Annotated in this window: 25 protein-coding genes and 3 tRNA genes; 15 read left to right on the top strand and 13 right to left on the bottom strand. The window is 67.9% G+C overall.

Translation table 11 applies throughout. From position 1 onward, the window contains the following. Window positions 1–87: 87 nt before the first annotated feature. Entirely contained in the window at window positions 88–648 is a 561-nt protein-coding gene (locus QSK05_RS03060; RefSeq protein ID WP_285593650.1) for a hypothetical protein, read from the bottom strand. A 54-nt stretch (window positions 649–702) separates the two neighbouring features. After that, the gene (locus QSK05_RS03055) at window positions 703–1,173 is read right to left on the bottom strand and encodes a MarR family winged helix-turn-helix transcriptional regulator (protein ID WP_285593649.1); all 471 of its coding nucleotides are present in this window, start codon (window positions 1,171–1,173) and stop codon (window positions 703–705) included. A 118-nt stretch (window positions 1,174–1,291) separates the two neighbouring features. Here QSK05_RS03055 and QSK05_RS03050 point away from each other — a divergent pair, with 118 nt between their 5' ends. After that, window positions 1,292–1,927: an FMN-dependent NADH-azoreductase gene (locus QSK05_RS03050; protein ID WP_285593647.1), complete on the top strand. Its 636-nt coding sequence runs from the start codon at window positions 1,292–1,294 to the stop codon at window positions 1,925–1,927. Between the two features lie 70 nt (window positions 1,928–1,997). Here QSK05_RS03050 and QSK05_RS03045 read toward each other — a convergent pair whose 3' ends face one another. The 4 genes from QSK05_RS03045 to QSK05_RS03030 form a co-directional block, all read right to left on the bottom strand. Beyond that, window positions 1,998–2,315, bottom strand: a complete 318-nt coding sequence (locus tag QSK05_RS03045; RefSeq protein WP_285593645.1) for a Fic family protein — start codon at window positions 2,313–2,315, stop codon at window positions 1,998–2,000. A 753-nt stretch (window positions 2,316–3,068) separates the two neighbouring features. Then, window positions 3,069–3,145 (bottom strand) — tRNA-Phe (locus QSK05_RS03040). Window positions 3,146–3,179: 34 nt separating this feature from the next. Then, window positions 3,180–3,253: transfer RNA gene (locus QSK05_RS03035), tRNA-Asp, on the bottom strand. 38 nt (window positions 3,254–3,291) lie between these two features. After that, window positions 3,292–3,364: transfer RNA gene (locus QSK05_RS03030), tRNA-Glu, on the bottom strand. A gap of 308 nt (window positions 3,365–3,672) precedes the next feature. Here QSK05_RS03030 and QSK05_RS03025 point away from each other — a divergent pair. After that, on the top strand, window positions 3,673–4,539 hold the full coding sequence (locus QSK05_RS03025) for an aldo/keto reductase (RefSeq protein WP_285593643.1): 867 nt from the start codon (window positions 3,673–3,675) through the stop codon (window positions 4,537–4,539). Between the two features lie 53 nt (window positions 4,540–4,592). On the opposite strand, the gene QSK05_RS03020 is transcribed toward QSK05_RS03025, so the two are convergent. Further along, window positions 4,593–4,790 carry a DUF4926 domain-containing protein gene (locus QSK05_RS03020; protein WP_285593642.1) on the bottom strand — a complete coding sequence of 66 codons (198 nt, stop codon included), beginning with the start codon at window positions 4,788–4,790 and terminating at the stop codon, window positions 4,593–4,595. 279 nt (window positions 4,791–5,069) lie between these two features. Here QSK05_RS03020 and QSK05_RS03015 point away from each other — a divergent pair, with 279 nt between their 5' ends. From QSK05_RS03015 to QSK05_RS02995, 5 genes are all read left to right on the top strand, one after another. Beyond that, complete coding sequence (locus QSK05_RS03015) at window positions 5,070–5,666, top strand: hypothetical protein (protein ID WP_285593641.1); 597 nt, start codon at window positions 5,070–5,072, stop codon at window positions 5,664–5,666. Between the two features lie 96 nt (window positions 5,667–5,762). After that, a complete protein-coding gene (locus QSK05_RS03010; protein ID WP_285593639.1) occupies window positions 5,763–6,227 on the top strand; it encodes a universal stress protein in 465 nt (154 codons plus the stop codon). 237 nt (window positions 6,228–6,464) lie between these two features. Next, window positions 6,465–6,938: a pyridoxamine 5'-phosphate oxidase family protein gene (locus QSK05_RS03005; protein ID WP_285593638.1), complete on the top strand. Its 474-nt coding sequence runs from the start codon at window positions 6,465–6,467 to the stop codon at window positions 6,936–6,938. Window positions 6,939–6,981: 43 nt separating this feature from the next. Next, a complete protein-coding gene (locus QSK05_RS03000) occupies window positions 6,982–8,736 on the top strand; it encodes a GAF domain-containing sensor histidine kinase (RefSeq protein ID WP_285593636.1) in 1,755 nt (584 codons plus the stop codon). Between the two features lie 47 nt (window positions 8,737–8,783). Then, window positions 8,784–8,975 carry a hypothetical protein gene (locus tag QSK05_RS02995; protein ID WP_285593634.1) on the top strand — a complete coding sequence of 64 codons (192 nt, stop codon included), beginning with the start codon at window positions 8,784–8,786 and terminating at the stop codon, window positions 8,973–8,975. 50 nt (window positions 8,976–9,025) lie between these two features. Here QSK05_RS02995 and QSK05_RS02990 read toward each other — a convergent pair whose 3' ends face one another. Then, window positions 9,026–9,409 (bottom strand): MerR family transcriptional regulator, encoded by a 384-nt coding sequence (locus tag QSK05_RS02990; protein ID WP_285593632.1) that lies wholly within the window; start codon window positions 9,407–9,409, stop codon window positions 9,026–9,028. Between the two features lie 47 nt (window positions 9,410–9,456). On the opposite strand from QSK05_RS02990, the gene QSK05_RS02985 reads away from it, so the two are divergent. Then, window positions 9,457–10,290: a CE1 family esterase gene (locus QSK05_RS02985; RefSeq protein ID WP_285593630.1), complete on the top strand. Its 834-nt coding sequence runs from the start codon at window positions 9,457–9,459 to the stop codon at window positions 10,288–10,290. On the opposite strand, the gene QSK05_RS02980 is transcribed toward QSK05_RS02985, so the two are convergent. The 3 genes from QSK05_RS02980 to QSK05_RS02970 all read right to left on the bottom strand — a co-directional run bounded on the left by QSK05_RS02980 (window position 10,273) and on the right by QSK05_RS02970 (window position 12,240). After that, a complete protein-coding gene (locus QSK05_RS02980) occupies window positions 10,273–10,650 on the bottom strand; it encodes a MerR family transcriptional regulator (protein WP_285593628.1) in 378 nt (125 codons plus the stop codon). The genes QSK05_RS02985 and QSK05_RS02980 overlap by 18 nt on opposite strands. A 140-nt stretch (window positions 10,651–10,790) precedes the next feature. Beyond that, window positions 10,791–11,480 (bottom strand): ArsR/SmtB family transcription factor, encoded by a 690-nt coding sequence (locus QSK05_RS02975; RefSeq protein ID WP_285593626.1) that lies wholly within the window; start codon window positions 11,478–11,480, stop codon window positions 10,791–10,793. A 52-nt stretch (window positions 11,481–11,532) separates the two neighbouring features. Continuing rightward, window positions 11,533–12,240 carry an aspartate/glutamate racemase family protein gene (locus QSK05_RS02970; protein WP_285593624.1) on the bottom strand — a complete coding sequence of 236 codons (708 nt, stop codon included), beginning with the start codon at window positions 12,238–12,240 and terminating at the stop codon, window positions 11,533–11,535. A gap of 138 nt (window positions 12,241–12,378) precedes the next feature. Here QSK05_RS02970 and QSK05_RS02965 point away from each other — a divergent pair, with 138 nt between their 5' ends. Continuing rightward, on the top strand, window positions 12,379–13,539 hold the full coding sequence (locus QSK05_RS02965; RefSeq protein ID WP_285593622.1) for a LysR family transcriptional regulator: 1,161 nt from the start codon (window positions 12,379–12,381) through the stop codon (window positions 13,537–13,539). Here QSK05_RS02965 and QSK05_RS02960 read toward each other — a convergent pair. Beyond that, on the bottom strand, window positions 13,536–14,126 hold the full coding sequence (locus QSK05_RS02960) for a TetR/AcrR family transcriptional regulator (protein ID WP_285593620.1): 591 nt from the start codon (window positions 14,124–14,126) through the stop codon (window positions 13,536–13,538). The two genes, QSK05_RS02965 and QSK05_RS02960, sit on opposite strands and share 4 nt — an antisense overlap. Window positions 14,127–14,275: 149 nt before the next feature. Here QSK05_RS02960 and QSK05_RS02955 point away from each other — a divergent pair, with 149 nt between their 5' ends. Continuing rightward, complete coding sequence (locus QSK05_RS02955; RefSeq protein WP_285593618.1) at window positions 14,276–15,178, top strand: SDR family oxidoreductase; 903 nt, start codon at window positions 14,276–14,278, stop codon at window positions 15,176–15,178. Window positions 15,179–15,642: 464 nt separating this feature from the next. Continuing rightward, the gene (locus QSK05_RS02950) at window positions 15,643–17,262 is read left to right on the top strand and encodes a phytoene desaturase family protein (protein ID WP_502879706.1); all 1,620 of its coding nucleotides are present in this window, start codon (window positions 15,643–15,645) and stop codon (window positions 17,260–17,262) included. Between the two features lie 16 nt (window positions 17,263–17,278). Here QSK05_RS02950 and QSK05_RS02945 read toward each other — a convergent pair whose 3' ends face one another. After that, a complete protein-coding gene (locus QSK05_RS02945) occupies window positions 17,279–17,800 on the bottom strand; it encodes a hypothetical protein (protein WP_285593614.1) in 522 nt (173 codons plus the stop codon). A 195-nt stretch (window positions 17,801–17,995) separates the two neighbouring features. On the opposite strand from QSK05_RS02945, the gene QSK05_RS02940 reads away from it, so the two are divergent. The 4 genes from QSK05_RS02940 (at window position 17,996) to QSK05_RS02925 (ending at window position 22,798) form a co-directional block, all read left to right on the top strand. Further along, on the top strand, window positions 17,996–18,679 hold the full coding sequence (locus QSK05_RS02940; protein WP_285593611.1) for a MadR family response regulator transcription factor: 684 nt from the start codon (window positions 17,996–17,998) through the stop codon (window positions 18,677–18,679). Window positions 18,680–18,970: 291 nt separating this feature from the next. Beyond that, window positions 18,971–20,485, top strand: coding sequence for a nitronate monooxygenase (locus QSK05_RS02935; RefSeq protein ID WP_285593609.1), 1,515 nt, complete (start codon window positions 18,971–18,973; stop codon window positions 20,483–20,485). Between the two features lie 372 nt (window positions 20,486–20,857). After that, a complete protein-coding gene (locus tag QSK05_RS02930; protein ID WP_285593607.1) occupies window positions 20,858–21,898 on the top strand; it encodes a TerC/Alx family metal homeostasis membrane protein in 1,041 nt (346 codons plus the stop codon). Between the two features lie 387 nt (window positions 21,899–22,285). Next, window positions 22,286–22,798, top strand: coding sequence for a GNAT family N-acetyltransferase (locus QSK05_RS02925; RefSeq protein WP_285593605.1), 513 nt, complete (start codon window positions 22,286–22,288; stop codon window positions 22,796–22,798). Window positions 22,799–22,821: the final 23 nt, after the last annotated feature.

Genomic DNA, 22,821 nt, shown 5'->3' with positions numbered 1-22,821 from the left:
CTGTCGCCTCCTGCCGCTGATTGGAATCAGCGGAGGTTCGGCGCGAACGGTGCCGGCGGATTGGTCCCGAAGGCGTGTCTTACCGGGTCATCGAGTTCCGTCGCGTTCGGGCTCGGCGGCATCCTGCTCGATCACGGTCTCGCTGCTGCGGGGAGCCAGCGCATCGGTGCCGTTCTCGAAGAACTGCCAGCCATGGGTGTGGATGAGCTGGCCGACAGCCTGGGCAGCACCGCTGACCGCCAGACGGGCGTCCTCCTCCACATCGTCGGGCCAGGAGGTCAGGTAGGCCGCACGCCCGGCCTCGACCAGCGCAGCCTCGTCGAGAATCTCGAACTCGGCCCGGTGTTCGACCCTCAGGAGCGCGCCGGGAGCCTCGTCGTCCTCTGGCTCGAAATCGTCATCGTCCTCGTCCCGGAGGGCGAACGGGAACGAACCGCAGACATCGAACTCCGCCTCGGTCAACGCATCCAGGGCCTGCTGAAGCCGCTGCGCCGAGTCGATGTACGCCGGCATCTCCGCCTGCCGCCCGACCCGGGCCGCCACCAGGCCGGTGTGCGCGTTCAATGTCTCCAGGAGCGCTGCCGTGGCAGCCACGTACCGGTCCCGAGCCGCGGGTGTCCACTGAGTGACGGCGTCATCCTCATCCACGACCGCGACGATAGGGCATTCCCGGCGCACCGCCGTTCGAGGACCGCATCGCTGTCAGGCCTTCCGGTCGGGGGCGTCGACGTTGTCCGCCACCTGGTAGCCGACCTCCCGCAGGGCCCTGACCTGGTCACCGTTCAGTCCGTCGATCACGAACCGCCGCACGGCAGCAACATGACCGGGTGCGGCACCGACGACGAGTTCGTAACCGGCGTCGGTCAGCACTGCGTGGGCGTAACGGGCGTTGGCCGGGTCCGGTTCACGGTTGACCAGGCCACGCTTCTCGAGCCGCTTGATCACGTTCGACAGCCGCGACGGGGAACCACTGACGAGGGTGGCGAGCTCGCTGAGCCCCAGCGTCCGGTTCGCCTCCATCGACAGCATGCTGAGCACGAGGTACTCGAACAGGTTCAGCCCGGCGTCGCGCAGCAGCTGGGCATCGAGGGCAGCCGGCAACTTGAACATCAGCCGGACCAGAGCCAGCCAGGCCTCTTCCTCGTCATGATCCAGCCACCGCGGTTCGCCCATGACCTTCAGCGTACGGCGGGGATCCGTCCGCCCCACCGGTGACGTGACCGGCCCGTCATTTCAAGATTGAACTATAGCTGCTAGCTTCATTTCAATCTTGAAACCAGAAAGGACGATCATGACTCTGTTCCGCCTCGACGCCAGCATCCGCCCGCAGGGTTCGGCCACCCGGGAGATCGGCGACATCGTCGAGCAGGAGTGGCTCGCCGCCCACCCGGACGACCGGATCGAGCGACGTCACGTCGGGGTCGACGTGCTCCCGGCCGATGCCTGGGGCCTGGCCGTCGACGCCAACCTGTCGCCGGAGTCCGAGCACACCCCGGCCCATCGGCAGGCCCGCGCGCTGGCGGCGACCCTGGTCGACGAACTGCTCGCCGCCGATGCCCTGCTGTTTGCCGTGCCGCTGTACAACTACGGCGTCTCACAGCACTTCAAGACCTACGGCGACCTGGTCTGGACCGACCCGCGCGCCCATGGGCAGCGGTTCCTCGAGGGCAAGAAGGCCGTGCTGGTGACGGCCCGCGGCGGGGCCTACGGCGAAGGCACCCCGCGCGCCGGCTGGGACCACGCCACCCCGTTCATGCGGCGGATCCTCGCCGATGTCTGGGGCGCCGACCTGACCGTGATCGAGCGCGAGTTCACCCTCGTCGGCACGCTGCCGGAGTTCGACCGGTTCGCGGACATGGCCACGGCCATGCACACCCAGGCCCTCGAGACCGCCCGGGAAGCCGGTAAGGCACTCGGAGCGCTGTAAATCCCTGCCCCCCGTTGACGCGTTACCGCGTCAACGGGGCTCGGGAACCGGCGTGACCCCACCTGGGAGCTCACTCAGGGCGGATCAGCACGTCGAGGAACTCATGGTTGACGAAGAGAACTTCACGGCCGACCTTGACATCACTGAGTAGCCCCGCCGCGACCAGGGCATGCAGCCAGGACAAGGCGGTTGGGCGCGAGCCGGCACATCTCTCCGCCACGGCACTGATGCGGCAGTAAGGCTGCTCGAAAAGCACGGCCCGGAAATGGGCGTCACACCCGCCCGGAGTGGCCGTACGGGCCCTCTCCGCGATGTCCTCCTGGCACGTACGAATGGCTGCGATCTTCCGCGTCGTCGAGGTCGCCGACTCCCGGACCACCTCGAGCACGTGCAGGATCCAATCGATCCACGCCTCCTCGGCGGTGACCGCTCGCAGCAGCCGGTAGTAGTCGTTCTTGCGCGCGATTCACGAGCGACGAAGCTGGATGGACCTGGTGCACCTGGCCCCGGACATGGCCGAAAGCCGCTTCGACCCGAGACCGTGCTGCGTAGTTCGTGCTGGGCCGACACCGACCCGCAGGCGATCAACATGGCGCTGGCCGGGCCTGACGGGACGGCCACCTGCCGCCAGGACTACGGACAACGAGTTGATCGGGGTAGAGCTCGATCTGCACCTGAACTCATCGGGGTAGAGCTCGATCTGCACCTGAACTCCCCGAGTCACCGGGCTGTAGTCACGATGCATCAGGGCGTTGACGACCGCTTCGCGGACAGCTTCGAGCGGATACTCCACCTCGTCGACCCGGGCGCCCCTATCGCTGATGACCGCCCGGACCGCGAGGTTTCGGCGAAGTACGGACAAGACGGTCTCAACCATCTCCGGGATGGAACCCCGCACAGTTTGATTGCCCAGGAACCTGATTGGCGACGTCGCTTCCGGACTATGAACAACCGATCCGCCGGAGCACGGCAAGAGTTTCCGTCGCGTGATCCACGTGCACAGAGCTCATGTCAAAAATTCTCCTGCGCACTCAACACCCAGATGCGCAGTAAGTGTCGAGTTCACGGTGCTCAGCGCATCGAGAAGCCCGGCCTGCTATACGCAAATCGACCCCCAACCAAGGTTAGAGGTCGATTACGATGGTGGCCAGGGACGGGGTCGAACCGTCGACCTTCCGATTTTCAGTCGGACGCTCGTACCAACTGAGCTACCTGGCCCGAACCTGGGTCGGACTTGCTGACCCAGGGAGAGCGACCCTGACGGGACTTGAACCCGCGACCTCCGCCTTGACAGGGCGGCGCGCTAACCAACTGCGCTACAGGGCCTTGCTGTTTTCCCAACCTACCGTACTGCTGGTGAAGCGTACCCCCAACGGGATTCGAACCCGTGCTACCGCCTTGAAAGGGCAGCGTCCTAGGCCACTAGACGATGGGGGCCTTAAGACTCACGACGGACTTTCTTTGTCTCCGTTGCGGACATGTAGAAGCTTAGGGGGTTGCGGCCGAATCTCCAAAGCGACTTACCGCCAGGCGTCCCAGTATCCCGCCAAACCGCTCCTGACCTGCACCGACGCCAACCACCCCGGAAACCGGGGCCGCGGCGCGCAGGTGGGGAAGCGTCCTCAATGAGCGTTTGAGGAGACCCATGACACACGAGGAGCCCGACCGACGGGCGCTGCGCCGGGAGCGGGGAGAGGATCGCCGTATCGGCCAGCTCCCCGCACCGACGAAGACGAAGGAGCCACATGCAGCAGCGCACCATCGGCAGCGTCCAGGTCTCGGCCATCGGCCTCGGCGGTATGCCGATGTCGATCGAGGGCCGGCCCGACCGGGCCCGGTCGATCGCGACCATCCACGCGTCCCTGGACGCGGGCGTCACCCTGATCGACACGGCGGACGCCTATCACCTGCACGCCGACGAGGTCGGCCACAACGAGTCGCTGATCGCGGAGGCCCTCAGCAGTTACGGGCAGAACACCGATGACGTCCTCGTCGCCACCAAGGGAGGGCACCTGCGTCCTGGCGACGGTTCCTGGACCATCGACAGCAGCCCCGCCCACCTCCGGGAGGCCGTCGAGGGCTCACTGAGCCGCCTGGGCGTCGACGCCATCGGGTTGTACCAACTGCACCGCCCCGACCCCCACGGCGTGCCCTACGCGGAGTCCGTGGGCACGCTGGGCGAACTGCTCGACGAGGGCAAGATCCGGATGGCCGGGATCTCGAACGCGAACCCGGCCCAGATCCGTGAGGCGCAGGAGGTGCTCGGCGGACGACTGGCCAGCGTGCAGAACCAGTACTCCCCGGCCTACCTGTCCTCCCGGCCCGAACTCGACCTCTGCTCCGAGCTGGGCATCGCCTTCCTGCCCTGGAGCCCGCTGGGCGGGATCAAGAACGCGAGCGGCCTGGGGTCGGGACACACGCCCTTCCAGGAGGTGGCCGACGCCCGGGGCGTGAGCCCTCAGCAGATCTGCCTGGCCTGGATGCTCCAGACGTCCTCGGTCGTCATCCCGATCCCGGGATCCTCACGGCCCGAGACGGCTACGGCCTCGGCCCAGGCCGTCGATCTCACCTTGACCGACGACGAGGTGAAGAAGCTCGACAGCATCCTCTGACGTACCCGGTAGGGGCCCTGGTCAGGGCCCCTACCGGCCTGACCCGCAAGAAGTCATCGCCCGAGCTTCTGTACCTGCTCGGGATCCAGCGTCACCAGCGGCATGATGCCGCCGTCAGAAGCACCGAATTCCACGTTGTACGTGATTCTCGGCTCTGTGTAGACCTCGAGGACCGTTCCCAGGGCACCCGGGAGCAGGTCGTACTCGGGCAGTGTCACAGCCAGGGCAACGAGGTCGAAATTGTGCAGCACGAGCGCACCTCACACCGATCAGCATCCGCATTCGAAGGACGCCGATCGAAGCCTCGCCGCCCTTGGGTGCGCGCAAGCTTGCAACAAGCCGCGCAAAAATGCGAATGGCCAGGTCAGAGCCCTGATGGCCGACCTTGATCGCCATTCCTGGAGCACAGGACCTTTGGCGGGACCTTTGACGCGATGACGACGTGCTTTTGGCCGCTCCCGCTACGTATACGCCGGAGCAGACTGACGTCATCAACCGAAGATGAAAGAAACCCCAGAGAGGAACTGGTCATGTCGATCGATTCGTCGGCAAGCGGCCTCACCGAAAACGTCACCACCAGCGACGTGGAAGCCTCACCGATCGTCGTAAAGAGCGGCGCCGCAAAGCTGTTCGCAGTCCTTCGGGTGGTGACCGGCTTCATCTTCCTCTGGGCGGCAATCGACAAGACGTTCGGCCTTCACTATTCGACCGTGAGCGAGAAGGCCTGGGTCAACGGCGGTTCCCCCGCCAAAGGATTCCTGGGGAGCATCGACCAGGGCCCGTTCGCCTCGATGTTCAACAACATGGCCGGCAATGTGGTGGTGGACGTGCTCTTCATCCTGGGCATGTTCGCGGTCGGTGTCGCAGTGATCGCCGGTGTGGCGATGAAGATCTCGGCCGTCAGTGGCGCGATCATCATGGCCATGATGTGGCTGGCCGAGTGGCCGCTGGCCCAGACCAACGGAGCCGGCGAGCCCACCGGTAGCACCAACCCCCTGATCGACTACCACATCATCTACGCACTGGTGCTGTTCGCCCTGGTCGCTGTTGCCGCCGGCAAGACCTGGGGTCTGGGCAACGTCTGGGAGAAGCTCCCGATCGTCAAGGACCAGAAGTGGATGCACTGATCAGCTGAGAGCCGCCGGGTCACCAGCATCCCCCACCCGCGGGCGACCCGGCCCCACCCATGACCGAAACATTCTGAAAGGGAAGGAGATCTGGCCATGACCACCAACCGAATCATCGTAGGGGTGGACGGCTCGATCCAGTCCCGGCAAGCCCTGCGATGGGCCTCCCGGCTCGCGACGACCACCGGAGCCACCCTCCGCGCCGTCACCGCCTGGGAGTTCCCCGCCACCTACGGATGGGCCACCTGGCCCAGCGACTGGGACCCGCCGCGGGACTCGCGCCGCCTGCTCACCGAGACCATCGCCGAAACCTTCCAAGCACCGGTCGAGATCGAGCTGGTGGTCCGCGAGGGCAACGCGGCGAAGATCCTGATCGAAGAATCCCGGTTCGCCACCATGGTCGTCGTCGGAAGCCGTGGCCACGGCGGAGTCGCCGGAGTGCTGCTCGGCTCGATCAGCGCCAAGGTCGCCGAGTACGCCTCCTGCCCCGTCCTGGTCGTCCACGGCGACACGATTCCCCCGGTCCCCGACGGGAAGGAGGAAACCCTCATCGCCGGCTGACTCCACGAAATCTCGCTCCACCCTCCCGAGGCCAGGGTCTCCCTCCCTGGCCTCGGTGCCTGTTCCCGGGAGAACAGCCCACCTCCTCCTCGACGGTGGGGCACCGCCACACCGACCACCCAGGAGGACCCACCGGTGTCCAGCCTCAGGACCTTCGACCCTGCCGACCACCTGGCCGGGCGTCGCAGACTCACGAGATCTGCATGTCCGCCGGAACCTGGAAGGCCCAGTCCCCCCGTGCCCAGCACCGACCAGCAACCCGACGTCGCCGTGCCCTCGACGTCCGGTGACGACGAGGGGCTCCCGGAGCTGAACGTGCGCGTTCTCGACCGCGCGGAATGCCTGGCACTCCTGGCCACCGCACAGATCGGGCAGCTCGTGTTCACCTACCGAGCCATGCCCGACGTTCTTCCGGTCAATGTCTCCCTGGCCGACGACGTGCTTCTGATCCCCTTCGCCAACGGCTCCATCATCGAGCGCGCCGCCCGCAACACCGTGGTCGCCTTCCACGTCGACAAGATCGACGAGGCCACCCACCTGGGATGGAGCGTCAATGTGGTGGGTCGTTCCTTCGAGCTCCAGGAGGGCGACTCCCTGGCCGGACGCCAGGTGAACCGGCCCCGGGCCTGGATGCCCGGTCGCCATGACCGTACCCTCGCGGTGGCCCTGGAGCGGGTGACAGGACGTTGCCTAGAGCCCGTCGTGAAATGATTCCCGCCGGGCACTCAACGGCGGCGGCGAGGATCCAGCAGAAGTGAACACCGAGAACGACGACAACGAACGCTACGGCCACAACCGGGATGCCATCGAGGCCCACCGGTACTGGAGCGCCGGGCAACCCCCACCCCTGCCCAAATTGGGGCTGGAGCGACTTCTGCAGGAGCTCATCGGACGCTCCCAGGAGATCATCGACACCGAGCAGCAGCTCCACCGGCTGCTCGACGCGGTGATCGCCGTGGCCAGTGACCTGAGCCTGCCCGACACCCTGCGGCGTATCACCGAGCTCGCGGCCGACCTGGCCGAGGCCAAGTACGCCGCCCTGGGTCTGCTCGGCCCCGACGGCGTCGACCTGATCGACTTCATCACGGTCGGCATCCCCACCCACGAGCGCCTGAAGATCGGCGAACCGCCTCGTGGCAAGGGCATTCTCGGTGTCCTCATCGACCTACCGGTGCCACTGCGCCTGGACAACCTGGCCGACCATCCCGCGTCCACCGGCTTCCCGCCGAACCACCCTCCGATGGGCAGCTTCCTCGGGGTACCCCTGCGGGTGCGGGGTGAGGTTTTCGGGAACCTCTATCTGACCGAGAAGCGCGGTGATGGAGCCTTCACCGAGCGTGACGAGCAGCTCATCGTGGCCCTGGCCGCGGCCGCGGGTATCGCGATCGAGAACTCCCGCCTGTTCGACGTCACCCGCCGCCGGGAAGCCTGGCTGACCGCGGCCGGCGACGTGACCAAGTCGCTGTTGGCCGGCGCCGAGACCGAGGAGACCATGCGGCTCGTGGTGGAGCGGGCCTCCACCGTGGCCGGTGGCGGGGCGAGCTTCCTGCTGCTGAACGACTCCGACGGTGGCCTCAGCGTGCGCGCCGCCTACGGCGAGAACACCGACGAAACCCTCGGAACCCGCTACAACCTTTCCGACAGCCGCCTTTCGGAACCCCATGCGTTCCTGGCCGAGGGATTCGTGACCGGGCCGGGTATCTCCGAGTGCTACAGCGGCCCGGCTGTGCTCGTGCCGCTCGTGGTGGGTGACAGCGTGATCGGGGTGCTGTCGGTCGCTCGTGGCCCCGGCGACGAGCCGTACTCCGAGGCCGACATGCACATGCTCGAAAGCTTCGCCGGTCAGGCCGCTCTCGCCGTGCAGTTCAGCCGCCAGGCCTCCGACCGACAGCGGCTCGCCGTGCTCGAAGACCGTGACCGCATCGCCCGCGACCTGCACGACCTGGTGATCCAGCGGATCTTCGCCGTCGGCCTGGGGCTGCAGAGCATCAGCATGAACATCGGGAACCAGGTCCAGACCGGCAAGCTGTCCGGCCTGATCGACGACCTGGACACGACGATCCACGCCATCCGCACGTCGATCTTCAGCCTGCAGCAACCCGACGACGAGCCCACCAGCCTGCGCTCAGAAGCCCTCAGCGTGGTCTCGGAATCCACCGGCACATTGGGTTTCGAGCCGGTCCTCACCTTCCGCGGGCCGGTCGACACCCTGGTTCCGACGTCGGTCTACAGCGATCTGCTCGCCGTGCTCCGCGAGGCCCTCTCCAACGCCGCCCGCCACGCCCACGCCACCCACGTCGAGGTGCGGCTCGGCGTCGGCGACGGTCAGGTGATGCTCGAGGTCGAGGACAACGGCAGCGGCATCTCCGCGGATGCCAAGATCGGGACCGGCACCACGACCATGCGCACCCGCGCCGAGCGGCACGAGGGCACCTGCACCCTCAAGCCCCGGGTCGGCGGCGCGAGCGGCACGGTCATGGCCTGGCAGGTCCCGATCCACGCAGACTGAGAAAACCAGGTGACACCGGGCGCCTCCAACCCGTATTCAGTAGAACCATGAAACTCCTGAAGACCTGGACGGACGAGCAACTCGTCGCCCGGCGCGCCCTCAGCCCCACCGAGCTCCAGCACCGGCTGATGCTCAACCAGATCGCCTCGGCCACGAACGGCGACGGTTCGCGCCGCAACCGCCGGGCCGAGGACAGCCGCCGCGCCGCGCGCCGGAGGGTGGACCGTCATGACGACTGACCCCACATCGCACACCGCTCAGAAGCCGGAGGCCGTGACCTCCGGCTTCATCATTTTGCGGGTACGACAGGCGGCAGACCGGCAGATTGCTCCGTCAGGTACCGAGTCAGGGTGTCGCGGGTCTGTTCCATCTGCACCACCCGCTGCGCCATCTCGTCGCGGATGGCGGTGACCCGCTCGACCACGCCCTCACAGACGGCCTGATCGGTGTCACCCTTCGTGCAGGGCATGACCGTGCGGATCAGCTCACTGGGGAAACCCAGGTCGAGCAGCGAGCGAATGGTCAGCACCGTCGCCACGGCCTCGTCGTCGTAGTCGCGGTAGCCGTTCGGCCGACGCACGGCCGTGATCAGGCCTTGCTGCTCGTAGTACCGCAGCGAGCGGGCGCTCACACCGGTCTTCGTGCTGAGATCACTGATCTTCACGTCTGCCACCGCCCATGCTTGACCTTGACACGATGTCAGAGTTTAGCGTCGGCCTCATGCTGGACAACGTCGAAGTGAACGGCCGCACGCGTACCTTCACGGTGGTGCTCCCGGAACAACCCTCGTCCGTGCTGGTACTGGTCTTTCACGGATCGAAGCAGACCGGCCCGAAACACCGCGAATTCACCGGCCGGCAGTACGACACCCTGACGGCCCAGGGCGCCACAGTGGCCTACCTGGACGGATATCGGGGCAATTGGAACGATGCCCGGCGCGAGAGCTTCTTCCCGGCCCGCACGGAGAACATCGACGACGTCGCCTTCGCCCGGGCAGTGGCGGGCCGACTCGGCGCGAAGAAGGTCTTCGCGGTGGGCTACTCCAACGGTGGGCAGATGGTGATGCGCCTGATCCACGAAGCCCCTGACCTGATCTCGGGCGCGGTGGTGATCGGTGCGACCATGCCCACACCGGAGAGCTTCCTGGTGCCCGACCCGGCCCCGGCACCGGTCCCGATGCCGGTGGTGCTGATCGCCGGTACCCAGGACCCGATCGTGGCCTATCACGGTGGCGGCCTGAAATGGTGGGCCCGCAAGGTATTCAAGGTGGGTGGGCAGGCGTTGTCGATGCCGCGCTCGGCCGGGTACTACGCGGCACGCAACGGCATCACGCAACCACCCACGACCACGACGCTCCCCGCGAACGAGAGCACATCGTCCGTCGAGCGCACCGACTTCCGGGACGGAGAACGTCCACCGGTAGTGCTCTTCACGATTCACGGTGGCGGGCACACCGTTCCCGGGCCGAAACGGGCACCGGGCATCCTCGGGAAGACCAACCGGGACATCCGGGTGGCCGATCTGGTCTCGGAACTTCTACTGAGCCACGAGTGATCGCGCCTCGAGGCGGTGTGTCTGCTCCAGGAAGTGCGTCAGGGAGTCCCGGGTCCGCGAGAGGTGCGTGACCTTCTCGGCCACCTCGTCGCGAACGCTGGTGACGCACTCGATCACGCTCTGCCCGACGGCCTGGTCGAGGTGGGTGATCGTATTGCTGGGCAGCAGACTGCGGATCAGTTCGGTCGGGCAACCGCGATCGATCAGCGAGCGGATCATCAGGACGGTCGTCACCGCCTCGTCGTCGTAGTCCCGATATCCGTTCGGGCGACGCACGGCGGAAATCAGGCCCTGCTGCTCGTAATAACGCAAGGAGCGCGCGCTGACTCCGGTTTTTTCGCTCAGCTGGCTGATTCTCACCGAGGCCGCCTTCCGTGCGCTCTACATCGAGAATCTCAAGATACCGGGGCAGCGTCCGGCGAACGAGGGGGTGAGCGATCTTGACATCGAAATACCCATTTGTGGCGTGACCTTTGACTGGAGCAGAGACGCCGACGGCCCTATCGCACGTGGCAGCCCGCAGAACAGCCCAGCCAGTCGCGCAGTTGCTCCCATCCGGCCGGGGCGATCTCGACCTGACGTCCCGTGCGCCGCACCATCCAGCCCCGGTCGGTGAAGGCGACGAGCAACGCGGCCGGGAGGGCCCCGGCGAGGTGGGGGCGGCGCTCGGTCCAGTCCAGACAGGTTTTGAGCAGTGGACGACGACCCCGGCGCAGCAGTTCCACGTCGATGCCCAGACCGCCGAAAGCCGAAACACCGGGATAGGTCACGGCATCCTCGGCCACCTGCCCATGATCACGCAGGGCGTCGTGCAGGAGCACCCCGGCCTGCCCGGCGAGATGGTCGTAGCAGGTGCGGGCCGCAGCCAGGCGACGAGCGGCCGAGCTCTGCCGCAAGCTGCGCACCGGAAGGGAGGGCGCGATCGCGGCCAGCGACTCCAGCGCGGTCGCGACCTCCGGCCGGGCGATGCGGTAGTAGCGGTGGCGTCCCTGCTGCACCACGTCGAGATAGCCGGCCCCGACCAGCTGCTTCAGGTGCGCGCTGGCCGCCGGGCGCCCGATGGCCGCGGCCTGGGCCAGCGCCCCGGCCGGATGGGCCCGGCCGTCGAGCAGCATCGTGAGCATCGCCGAGCGCGACGGGTCGGCCAGCAGTCGGGCGGCCGCCGCCACGTCCACATCGGCGATCTGCATGTCGTCGACGGTAACGCGGGCACGGTTCGCCCGACAGCGAACCGTGCGCGTCTCAGACAGCCGCCAGTTCGGTCCCCATCGCCCGGTTCACCGCGGCCTCGATGTGCAGGCGGGTGGTCGGGAAGACCGGAACCGTGCTGTCCGCCTGGGAAATCAGCAGCTCGATCTCGGTGCAGCCGAGGATCACGCCTTCGGCCCCCCGGGCCACCAGCCCGGCGATGATGTCGCGGTAGGCCTGGCGGGACTCCTCCCGAATGATCCCGACGCACAGCTCCTCGAAGATCACCCGGTGCACGAGAGCACGTTCCGGTTCGGTCGGCACGAGCACCTCCAGGCCGTGCGAGGCCAGACGGTCGCGGTAGAAGTCCTGCTCCATGGTGAAGGCGGTGCCGAGCAGGGCGACCCGACGCACGCCGGCCGCCTTCACCGCCTCGGCGGAGGTGTCGGCCAGATGCACCAGCGGCACGGTGATCGCGGCCGCGACCTCGTCGGCGACCTTGTGCATGGTGTTCGTACAGATCAGCACCATGTCGGCACCGGCGGCCTGGAGTCCGCGGGCCTCTCGCGCCAGCACCCGGCCGGCTTCGTCCCACTGCCCGGCCCGCTGCAGTTTGCCGATCTCCGCGAAGTCGACCGAGGCCATCACGACCCGCGCCGAGTGCAGGCCGCCGAGGCGCATCGCGACCATCTCGTTCGCGATCCGGTAGTACTCCGCCGTGGACTGCCAGCTCATTCCGCCGAGCAAACCGATCGTCAGCATGTTCGTCTCCCTCTTCCAGCTGTCCGTCCTACCGCTTTCACCGTCCCGCAACGTTGGAAGGTGCCACAAGAACGACTTGGTCTGAGTGATCCCCAAGCTCTGCTTTGGTTTCGCTGGATTGTGTGGGTGAATAGATCCATGGCACCGATCGGCGACGACGAACAGCCCGTAGTCCACACCCACGCCGTGCCGGACCTGCAGGCGGAGGAGGTCCTCGACCCGCCGGACCAGGTGCGACGCCACACCGGTCACGCTGTGCCCACCGTGGCCGCGGCCCAGGAGACGACCTCACCTTCGGTGACGAGCCGGATCCCGGACGCCGGCGGAACCGTTCGTAACGTTCCCGTTTCCGAGAGCCTGAGCGACCCTGACCGGCCGGTGCTGGCCGAGAGCTCCGCGACCACCCGCCTCGACCCACGGCGCCTGCTGGTGTTCCGCGAGGTTGCCCATTCCGGTTCGATGGCCGCCGCCGCCCGCACGCTGGGCTGGACGCAGCCGGCCGTCAGCCAGCACATCCGCAAACTGGAGAAGGATCTCGGCCTGGCCCTGATCACCCGGGTCGGGCGCGGCATCGCGCTGACCGACCCCGGTCAGTTGCTGTTGCGCCACGCCGACGCCATCGACGCCCGGCTCGAGGCCGCCGGTGAGGCCCTCGCCGACCTGGCCCGGCGCCGCACCGGACGGGTCCGGATCGCGGCCTTCCCCTCGGCGAGCGCCACCCTGGTCGCGACCGCGCTGATGAACCTGAGCGCCGAGCATCCGGGTCTGGACGTCCGTCTGACCCAGGTGGAGCCGCCCGAGGCACTGGTGCTGCTGGCCGAGGGTCAGTGCGATCTGGCCATCGTGTTCGACTACCCGGGTGAGGATTTCGAGCGTGGTCCGCTGGAGGCCGTGAAACTGCTGCGTGATCCACTGCGCGCGGTGATGGGCCACCACCATCCCCTGGCCGACCGCGAGTCGGTGACGCTGAAAGATCTGGCCGGTCAGCGCTGGATCGCCGGGTGCGTCTCCTGTCGCAAGCACCTGGTGCGCGAGGCGGTGAAGAGCGGTTTCACCCCGGACATCCGGCACAGCACAGACGACTACGTGGTGGTGCAGGCGCTGGTCGCGGCGGGGATCGCCGTGGCTGCCCTGCCCGGTATGACGCTCCGGGCCAGCCTCAATCCGGCGGTGAAGGTGCTTCCGCTGGAGGGATATCCGTCACGAACGGTGTCGGCCGTACTGGCCCCCAGCAGTCATGGCGTGCCGGCCGTCGAGGCGGTGCTGGAGCAGCTGCGCCTGGTCGCCCGGATGCTCTAGGGCCTGATCCCCTCCAGAGCCAGGGAGAGCAGGCGGTCGGCCTGCCCGGCCGGGTCTGCGGCCCCCTCGGTGGCCAGCGCCACCGCGTTGACGAGGGTGAGCAGGTCGGCGGCGGCCACCCCGGCCCGCACCGTTCCGGCGGTCTGGGCTGCCGCCAGCAGATCGTCACCGGCCGCGAGCAGCATGCCCTCACAGGATCGGTCGATCATCTGTTCCTGCTCCTGCGCCGCAGCCAGCAGAGAGGCCGCCAGCCCTCGGGTACTGGCACTGAAGACCGCGACGGCGCGCAGCCAGTCGATCAGCGCCGGCCCCGGGTCGCTCGCCTGCGCGAGTTCGCGGGCCTGGTCGCAGAAAATCGCCACCCGGTCGTGGAAGACGGCTTCCAGCAAGGCATACCGGGACGGGAAGTGCCGGTGCAGTGTGGCTGATCCGACTCCGGCCCGGCGGGCGATCTCTTCCAGCGAGGCATCCGCCCCGGCCCGGGCGATCTCGGCCTCGGCCGCCCGCAGGATCTGGTCGTAGTTGCGGCGCGCATCGGCCCGGCGGGGACGGCCGGACCGGGCCTGCGCAGTAGCACCCTCGGGCACGGCACCTCCATCGTCCTGGTCTGCCGACCATCGTACTGAGCCATAAACGGGGCGTCACCCCACTTGCCGTTGACAAGTGGGGTGGCCCTCCATATTGTCCTCCACAGAAGCGGGGGCTCACCCCACTTCATTGGCCGAGGAGAGTACCGATGAGCGCAACGACCGTCTTCGAGCCCCGGATCGTGCTGGTCACGGGCACCAGCAGCGGCTTCGGCCGACTGACCGTCGAGGCTCTGGCCCGGCGCGGGCACCAGGTCTTCGCCGGCCTGCGCGACGTGGCCGGCCGCAACGCCCGGGCCGCCGCCGAACTGACCGCCCTCGCCACCGCCGAAGGCCTCGGCCTGCACGTGGTCGAGATCGACGTGACCGACGAGACCTCGGTCGAGCAGGCCGTCAGCACCGTCCTGCAGACGGCAGGACGGATTGACGTGGTGGTGAACAACGCCGGCATGAACTTCGCCGGACCTCTCGAGGCCTACACCGCGCAGGAGGCCCACCGGCAGTTCGACGTGAACACGCTCGGCGCGCTGCGGGTCAACAACGCCGTCATCCCGTCCATGCGTGAGCAGGGGCACGGCGCCCTGATCCAGATCGGCTCCCTGTCGAGCTGGCTCACCCCGCCGTTCAACGGCCTGTACGCCGCCAGCAAAGCCGCCCAGCGCAGCCTGACCGAGGCCTGGCAGCACGAACTGGCGCCCTACGGCATCGAATCCGTGGTCGTCGATGCGGCGGCCTACCCCACGAACATCGGCCCCAACACGTCCTTGCCCCAGGACCAGGCCCGGATGAGCCTCTACGGCGAGAGGCTCACGAGCTTCATCGGTGACCTGACCCGGCGCACCACCGAGAACGCCGGAAACATCGGCCCGGCCGATCAGGTCAGTGACGCCGTGGTGGCCCTGGTCGAGACGCCGCCGGGAAAGCGGCCGGTGCAGACGCTGGTCGCTCCCACGGTCCAGTACGAGGCCATCCGGGACCTGAACCCGCAGGCTCTGAGGGCTGCACGAATCGTGGCGGACGACATGGGTATTGGCGGGTACCTCGCCGGCTGAGAGCTGGTCGGGTCTTCCGGGTCGAGGATCGGCCGGTGCGGATCAGGCGACTGTCGCGGAATCCGGAACGGTATCGGTCCTGGTCGGGAACTCTTCGACTGCGTCCGGCGGCTCGGACGGGTCAGGCCGCGTCAGGCGGCGGCGAACGGTCTACCCGGGTGGACGAGCGAAAGCTGGAACTGGTGCTGGGCTCTGGGGGCTCTTGGGCCGACCAGGGGTCGGTGCCCGGCTCTCCGGCGATAGGCCATCGGTCCTCCGTGCTCGCCCGTCGTTGGGTGCCCCAAGCTTTCCCTGCGGATACGCCCGACTGCAAGACGTAGTCGGCGATCGGTCAGAACCGGGCAACCACGACGCCCGGCAGCGCCCGCACCCCCGTGCGGGACCGCGTCCACCATGAGTGACGGTGGTGGCCCCTCCAGCTGGCGATCCGGGGCCCCGGCTGCTGGGATGGGCCTGACGGGCGCATGCCCGCGAAACGGAGGGTAAGGGTGGAGACCGTCGACGCCGTGGTCATCGGCGCAGGACCGAACGGGCTGGTCGGGGCCTGCGCCCTGGCCGATGCCGGCTGGGACGTGCTGGTGCTGGAGGCGCAGGACGACGTCGGTGGGGCCGTGCGCTCGGCATCGCTCTGGCCACAGACCCCCGAGGCCACGTCCGACCTGTTCAGCGCCTTCTACCCGCTCGCGGCGGCCTCCCCGGTCATCCAGCGACTGGGCCTGGAGCAACACGGCCTGACCTGGGTGCAGGCGCCGAACGTGATCGCCCACGTCGGAGGGCCGGACGAGGCCGAGTGCGCCGTCATCCACCGCGACCCGGATCACACCGCCGCTGCGCTCGACCGCGACGCCCCCGGTGACGGCGAGGCCTGGCTGAAACTGTTCGAGCAGTGGAAGCGCCTGCGCGAGCCGCTGCTGGAGGCCTTGTTCACGCCCTTCCCCCCGGTGCGTTCGGGTGGAAAATTGTTGTGGAAAGCCGGAGCCCGCGACACGCTCGAGCTGGCCCGGATCGCCGCGTCACCGGTGACCCGCCTGGGCCAGGAATGGTTCCGGGGTGAGCACGGCCGGCTGCTGGTCGCCGGTAATGCCATGCACGCCGACGTCCCGATGGATGCGACCGGCAGCGGCCTCTTCGGCTGGCTGCTGGTGATGCTGGCCCAGGACGTGGGTTTTCCGGTGCCCCAGGGCGGCGCCGGCATGCTCTCCCAGGCCATGGCCCGGCGGGCGCGGGCGGCCGGTGCGCGCATCGACACGGGCGAGAACGTCACCCAGGTCGTGGTCGATGACGGACGCGCGGTGGCGGTGCGTACCGCGAGCGGGCGGGAGGTCCGGGTCCGGAAGGCGGTGCTCGCAGACGTCGACGCGCCACGCCTCTTCACCGACATCGTCGGTCTGGAGCACCTTCCCGACAAGCTTCGGGCCGACCTGCGCCGGTTCGAGTGGGACCTGCCCACGGTGAAGATGAACTGGCTGGTGGAAGGCGGCATTCCGTGGAAGGCGGAGGCCGCTCGATCGGCCGGGACCGTGCACTACGGCAGCGGGATGTCCGGACTGTCACGCTGGTCGTCCGACCTGGCGGCGGGCCGGGCGCCGGACGAGGTGTTCGCCCTGCTCGGCCAGATGACCACCGCCGACCCCACGCGCTCCCCCTCCGGCACCGAAAGCGTCTGGGCCTACACCCATCTACCGCGTGATCAGCACGACAACGCGCACGCGGAGCGAGTGGCCGACGCCATGGAGGACACCCTGGAACTCGCCGCGCCGGGGTTCCGCGACCGGGTGCGGCACCGCACCCTCCAGCGTCCCTCCGATCTGGAGGCAGCCGACGGGAACCTGCATCACGGTGCGATCAACGGGGGAACGGCCCAGCTGCACCAGCAGCTGGTGTTCCGCCCGGCCACCGGCCTGGGCCGCCCCGAGACCGTGGTGGACGGCCTCTACCTGGCCAGCGCCGCGACCCATCCCGGTGGTGGCGTGCACGGGGCCTGCGGCTGGATCGCGGCGCGCTCGGCACTGGCGGCCGAGGGTCGTCTGGGCCGGCCGGTGAAGGCCGTGCGGCGTCAGGCGATGAAGGTGCTGTACCGCTAGTCAGAGCCAGTCACTGCTAGTCCCCGAGCTGGAACTGCCCGAGCCAGGTGCTGAACTCCTGGCCGTACCGTTCCTGAGCCACCTCGACGAGTGGATCGGCCTCGGCCACGGGCTCGAGGGCACGCAGGCCCAGCCAGGCTACGAACTCCTCATGAGCCGGGCTGGGCTCGTCCTCGTCGCTCTTGAAGTAGTAGACCCGGTCCCAGTCGACGCTCGGCTCCCCGTCGAAGCTGAGAACCCTCAGGAAGTCCCGCACGTCGGCGGCCACGACCTGGATGCCACCCTCGTCGCCGAACACCACCACCGGCTGCGTGCCGTCGTCGGCCCGCCAGAGGGCGTAGATCGAGCCACCGGCCGTGGCCTGGGCGAACGATGCCAGCCGGGCGTGGAACGCGTCGTCGTGGCACCAGCCGGGCGCCAGATCGTCACGGGCGCCGAAGGTGTCGTAGAGCCCGAATCCCTGCGCGAAGGACTCGAACCCGTGCTCGGCCTGGAAGTCCCACAACGCGTTCAGCTCGGGGACCGGGGAATAGGTCACGGTCGGACCCTAGAGCACCGGACCCGGCCGATCGAGCAGGCGCTCACCCTCTGCGGCGAGCCCTTTACGTAGGGGCCCGGCCCGCTTACCGTCCTGGGGAGATGCGGGCCGAGGACGACCGTCGCACGGGAGGGCATGTCGCAGCGGCGTGCTCTCGCAGGCGAAGGCACCGATCGAGCATCTGGAGGGACATCGATGACAACGACGTCAGCGCCCATGACCGCCCCCTCACCGCGGACGAGGGGGATCGGCATCGTGCTGGTCGACGACCACGCGACCGTGCGTCAGGGACTGCGTGCGGTTCTCGAGCGTGAGGACGATCTCCACGTCGTGGGTGAGTCGGCCTCGGCGGCCGGGGTGCTCGCGGTGGTGGAGCAGTCGCGACCCGACGTGGTGCTGCTGGACCTCAAGCTCTCCGCCTCCTCCGACACCGAGGGCCTGGCGGTCTGCGCGGCGCTGACCCGTCGTTTTCCCGGGATCGGGGTGCTCGTGCTGACCACCCTCCTCGACGACCGGATGGTGCTGGCCGCCATCCAGCACGGCGCCCGGGGCTATGTGGTGAAGGACGCGGACACCACCGAACTGATGCGCGCGGTCCGGGCCGTCGGGCGAGGTGACAGCGCCCTGGACGCCCGCAGCGCGGCCGCCATGGTGCGCAGTCTCAGCCCGGGGGCCGACCAGGGCCGTCCCCGGCTGACCGAGCGCGAGGTGGAGGTACTGCGCCTGCTCGCCCAGGGCTGTTCCAACCGGGTGATCGGCGACCGTCTCTACATCTCCGAGACCACGGTGAAGTTCCATGTCGGCAACCTCATGCGCAAGCTCGACGTGTCCCGGCGCGCGGAGGCCGTCTACGCGGCGAGCAAGCTGGGCTACATCTAGGAAAACCCTTCCGTGATCATGCAAAACCTCCCCGAGGTTCTAGAACTCTGGCCATCACAGTTCTAGAACGCCGGGGAGGTTTTGCATGATCACCAACAAAATCTTAGGCACCGGGGCCCCGCTCCGCGCATCGCCCTGACCTGGGCCGTTGAGCGCGCCCCGGCCGTGACCTCAGGTTTTTTACCTGCACGGCGTCTGGCGTCGGGAACCTTCGAGGGCGTAACTTACGTTTCCGTAGGCGTAACTTACGAAATCGTAAGTTGATCATCTTCGACGGGAAGGCCTGCTGCTGTGAGGAACGAAGAGTCAGCGCCCGGTCTCGACCGGGCGCAGCCCGGCAGTGAGCCGGCTCTGCCCGTCGTCATCCAGGGTGGAATGGGGGCCGCGGTCTCCGACTGGAACCTGGCCAACCAGGTCGCCCAGACCGGCAACCTGGGCGTGGTGTCCGGCACCGCGCTCGACACCGTGGTGGCCCGCCGTCTTCAGGACGGCGACCCGGGCGGCCACATGCGCCGCGCGCTGGCCCACTTCCCGGTGCCGGCCGTGGCCGACCGCATCCTGGAGCGTTACTTCCGGCCCGAGGGCCGCGAGGAGGGCCAGGCCTACCTGCCGGTCCCCAACCTGACCCTGAAGCCGGTCAGCCGCAGCCGCGACCTGATGGTGGCCAGCGCCTTCGTCGAGGTCTGGCTGGCCAAGGAGGGCCACTGCGGCCCCGTCGGCATCAACCTGCTGGAGAAGATCCAGCTGGCGATCGTTCCCGCCGCCTACGGCGCGATGCTGGCCGGCGTCGACTACGTGCTCGTCGGTGCGGGTATCCCCTCGAAGATCCCGCGCCTGCTCGACAAATTGGCCCGCCACGAGCTTGCGGCGATGGAGATCCACGTCGACGGCGGAACCCAGACCTACGCCACCGAACTCAACCCCCGCGACGTGGTTCCCGAGGACTTCCCCCCTCTGAAGCGTCCCAAGTTCCTCGCCATCATCGCCTCGCACCCGCTGGCGGCCTACCTGACCAAGGAAGAGGCCACCACCCCCGACGGTTTCGTCGTCGAGGGGCACATCGCCGGTGGGCACAACGCCCCGCCGCGTGGCCGCATGACGATCGAGAACGGCGAGCCGGTCTACGGTGCCCGCGACGAGGCCGACGTGGCCAAGATCGCCAAGTTCGGTCTGCCGTTCTGGCTGGCCGGCGCCTACGCCACCCCTGAGCTGGTGCAGGAGGCCAGGGCCCTCGGCGCCGTCGGTGTCCAGGTCGGCACGATCTTCGCACTGAGCAGCGACTCCGGCACGACCTCGCAGATCCGCGGCCAGCTGCTCGATGCCCTGGCCGGCGACCGCCTCGAGGTCCGCACCGACGCCCTGGCCTCCCCGACCGGCTTCCCGTTCAAGGTCGTGCCGATGGCCGGCACACTGGGTACCGAAGAGGCCTACGCCGAGCGCACCCGCATCTGCGACCTGGCCTACCTGCGTACGGCCTACGAGAAGAAGCCCGGCCAGCTGGGCTACCGCTGCCCGTCCGAGCCCGAGGACGACTACCTGCGCAAGGGCGGCGACCTGAGCAACACCGTCGGCCGTAAGTGCCTGTGCAACGGCCTGATGGCCACCGTGGGCATGCCCCAGGTGCGCTCCGGCGTCGAGGAGGGCCCGCTGCTCACCCTCGGCTCCGACCTCACCGCCGCCAAGCAGCTGCTGGCCCTCCACCCGGACGGCTGGGACGCCCAGCAGGCTCTGGGGTATCTGCTCGGCGAGTCCCCGGCACCGGTTCCGGCTGCCCGGGCGGAAGAACTGGCGCTCGCCGCCCGTTGATCGATCGAACCCGGCATGAGCACGGATCTCGTGCTCATGCCGGTTCAGTCACAAAACCCTTCAAACGGGGAGAAATGACGCATGGAAGTCAGCGAATTGTAAAGGTTCCCTCACTGCATGTGTCGTAGTTCACCGTAAGTGGACTCGGCCCGTAGGGCAGAGCACACTGAGCACCAGTGGAGGGGAGTACTCCCTAGAACGGTGACGTCGTCAGCACGGCATCTCGATACCAGGTCGGTCAGCGAAGACCGATCATGCCCGGCGTCATCGGCTCGGATTACCAGATCACGCACACCCCTGTGTGCACTCACGATCTGCCGGGCGGAGGAGACCTCCGGTTCTTTCGCATGGGAAGAGACCGGAGGCCTTTTAATGCACGTCAGCGCTGCTTGGTGGATCGCCACCATCGCCCTGGTCCTCGGGATCACGGCCATCGACCTCTTTCTCAACCGGGGTCAGACGCACATCACCATTCAGCACGCCGTTCGGTGGGTGCTGTTCTACGTCGTCGTAGCCCTCGGGTTCGGCGGCGCGATCATCGTCGGGTTCGGCCCCGGCTACGGCGGGCAGTTCATCGCCGGCTGGCTCACCGAGTACAGCCTGAGCGCTGACAATCTCTTCGTCTTCCTGGTCCTCATGACCAGGTTCTCGGTGCCCGAATACCTGCAGCTGCGGGTACTGACCATCGGCATCCTGATCGCCCTGGTCCTGCGGGCCGGCCTGATCGCCGTCGGCGCCGCCGCCATCCACCAGTTCTCCTGGGTCTTCTTCATCTTCGCCGCATTCCTGCTCTACACCGCCTGGAACCTGCTGCGTTCCGGTCACGGGGGCGAGGACTCCGACGTGGAGGAAGAAGCCCCGCCCGCGGTGGTCGGTTTCATCGGCCGGGTCATCCCCAGCACACCGGTCTGGCACGGCGGACGCCCGTTCGTGAAGCAGAGCCACCGCTGGATCGCCACGCCGATGCTCGTCACGATGGTCGCCATCGGTGTCACCGACGTGCTCTTCGCCCTCGACTCGATCCCGGCCATCTTCGGCCTGACGAAGGAACCCTTCCTCGTCGTCACCGCCAACGCCTTCGCCCTGATGGGCCTGCGCCAGCTCTTCTTCGTGGTGCGCGACCTGCTCGACCGCCTGCGGCACCTGGACACGGGGCTCTCGATCATCCTGGCGTTCATCGGCGTGAAGCTCGTGATGGAGGCGTTCCACGACAACAACCTGCCGTTCCTGAACGGCGGCGAGCCGATCCACGCGGTACCGGTGGTGCCGACCTGGATGTCGCTGGGCTTCATTGTCGCCGTGCTGGCGATCGTCACGGTCACCAGCACGATGGCCAACCGCCGCGACGCCCGTAACGCCGCCCTCGCGGAGAACCAGTTCGACATGAAGGACGAGCCCACCCGGGCCGCCTGACCTCCACGCCGGAACTCCCCCCGCTGACCGAGCCGGGGGAGTTTCCTTTGCCTAGGTGCATCAGAAGGGCCGCCCGGCCCCGGTACTGCACCCCGGATCATTGGACGGTCACGGATAGATGCGGCTACCTTTCTAACTGTAGTTAGACGAGAGAGGGGAGGCTTTAACCGATATGGCCAGCACACATCCCTTGCGCTTCCTTCGGTTTCCCCGCTTGGCCCTGTTCAGCGGCCCGACGGGCGATGACGGCCTGACCCGCCGCGAACGCAGACGCATGGCCCGGGCCTACATGAGTACCGCTGGTCGCATGCCTTCGAGCACCGAGTGGGATGCTCTCGAGGCCCGTATGAAGGCACGCGCCAACAAGGAGTCGCGCAACACTGAGGCGTGACCGATCTGCTGCATTGGCGGCCTTTCGAGAAGTCCGATCGTCCCGCCCTGGCTTGCTTCGTCTGTACGGACCCTGAGAGCAAGACCTGGGACGGGCAGCGAAAAACGCACCCGCGCCCGTGGGAGCACTCGGTCCAATCGGCGATTCGCAGTCACAAGCCTCGTCCGGCTCGCGGTGAGCACATGCTGCTCGGCCTCGACGGACAAGGCATCGCAGCAGCTGTTGCCTGGGCCCGCGACACCGACCGAGGCCGGGCTCTGATCCAGCTGATCGGCATAGCAACCCGGTATCGAGGCCGCGGACGCAGCTGGGCGAAAGAGGCCATCGAGGTCGCCATGCAGGTGATCATCGATGAAGTCCGGACGGGTGACGCCCAGCATCTGCTCGTCCGGGCGCACATCGACCACCGCAACGCGGCCAGTAAGCGCCTCTTCGCGGAAGCCGGATTCGTTCATGAGGGCGACCACACCCAGGACCTCGGGATCTGGGTCTACTACACGGAACTCTGACCGCATCAGCCTCATGGATCTGC

It is taken from the genome of Kineosporia sp. NBRC 101731 (assembly GCF_030269305.1).
Classification (GTDB): domain Bacteria; phylum Actinomycetota; class Actinomycetes; order Actinomycetales; family Kineosporiaceae; genus Kineosporia.
Note: the sequence above shows the minus strand (reverse complement) of the source record. Positions and strands in the feature narration are given on the sequence as shown.

What these genes read in the sequence shown, in the direction of transcription:
- QSK05_RS03055 (WP_285593649.1), bottom strand. Translation starts at nt 1,173, where the DNA reads ATGGGCGAACCGCGGTGGCTGGATCATGACGAGGAAGAGGCCTGGCTG.
- QSK05_RS02930 (WP_285593607.1), top strand. Translation starts at nt 20,858, where the DNA reads ATGCACGTCAGCGCTGCTTGGTGGATCGCCACCATCGCCCTGGTCCTC.
- QSK05_RS02965 (WP_285593622.1), top strand. Translation starts at nt 12,379, where the DNA reads ATGGCACCGATCGGCGACGACGAACAGCCCGTAGTCCACACCCACGCC.
- QSK05_RS02975 (WP_285593626.1), bottom strand. Translation starts at nt 11,480, where the DNA reads ATGCAGATCGCCGATGTGGACGTGGCGGCGGCCGCCCGACTGCTGGCC.
- QSK05_RS02955 (WP_285593618.1), top strand. Translation starts at nt 14,276, where the DNA reads ATGAGCGCAACGACCGTCTTCGAGCCCCGGATCGTGCTGGTCACGGGC.
- QSK05_RS02995 (WP_285593634.1), top strand. Translation starts at nt 8,784, where the DNA reads ATGAAACTCCTGAAGACCTGGACGGACGAGCAACTCGTCGCCCGGCGC.
- QSK05_RS02940 (WP_285593611.1), top strand. Translation starts at nt 17,996, where the DNA reads ATGACAACGACGTCAGCGCCCATGACCGCCCCCTCACCGCGGACGAGG.
- QSK05_RS03050 (WP_285593647.1), top strand. Translation starts at nt 1,292, where the DNA reads ATGACTCTGTTCCGCCTCGACGCCAGCATCCGCCCGCAGGGTTCGGCC.
- QSK05_RS03015 (WP_285593641.1), top strand. Translation starts at nt 5,070, where the DNA reads ATGTCGATCGATTCGTCGGCAAGCGGCCTCACCGAAAACGTCACCACC.
- QSK05_RS02950 (WP_502879706.1), top strand. Translation starts at nt 15,643, where the DNA reads ATGCCCGCGAAACGGAGGGTAAGGGTGGAGACCGTCGACGCCGTGGTC.
- QSK05_RS02970 (WP_285593624.1), bottom strand. Translation starts at nt 12,240, where the DNA reads ATGCTGACGATCGGTTTGCTCGGCGGAATGAGCTGGCAGTCCACGGCG.
- QSK05_RS03010 (WP_285593639.1), top strand. Translation starts at nt 5,763, where the DNA reads ATGACCACCAACCGAATCATCGTAGGGGTGGACGGCTCGATCCAGTCC.
- QSK05_RS02985 (WP_285593630.1), top strand. Translation starts at nt 9,457, where the DNA reads ATGCTGGACAACGTCGAAGTGAACGGCCGCACGCGTACCTTCACGGTG.
- QSK05_RS03025 (WP_285593643.1), top strand. Translation starts at nt 3,673, where the DNA reads ATGCAGCAGCGCACCATCGGCAGCGTCCAGGTCTCGGCCATCGGCCTC.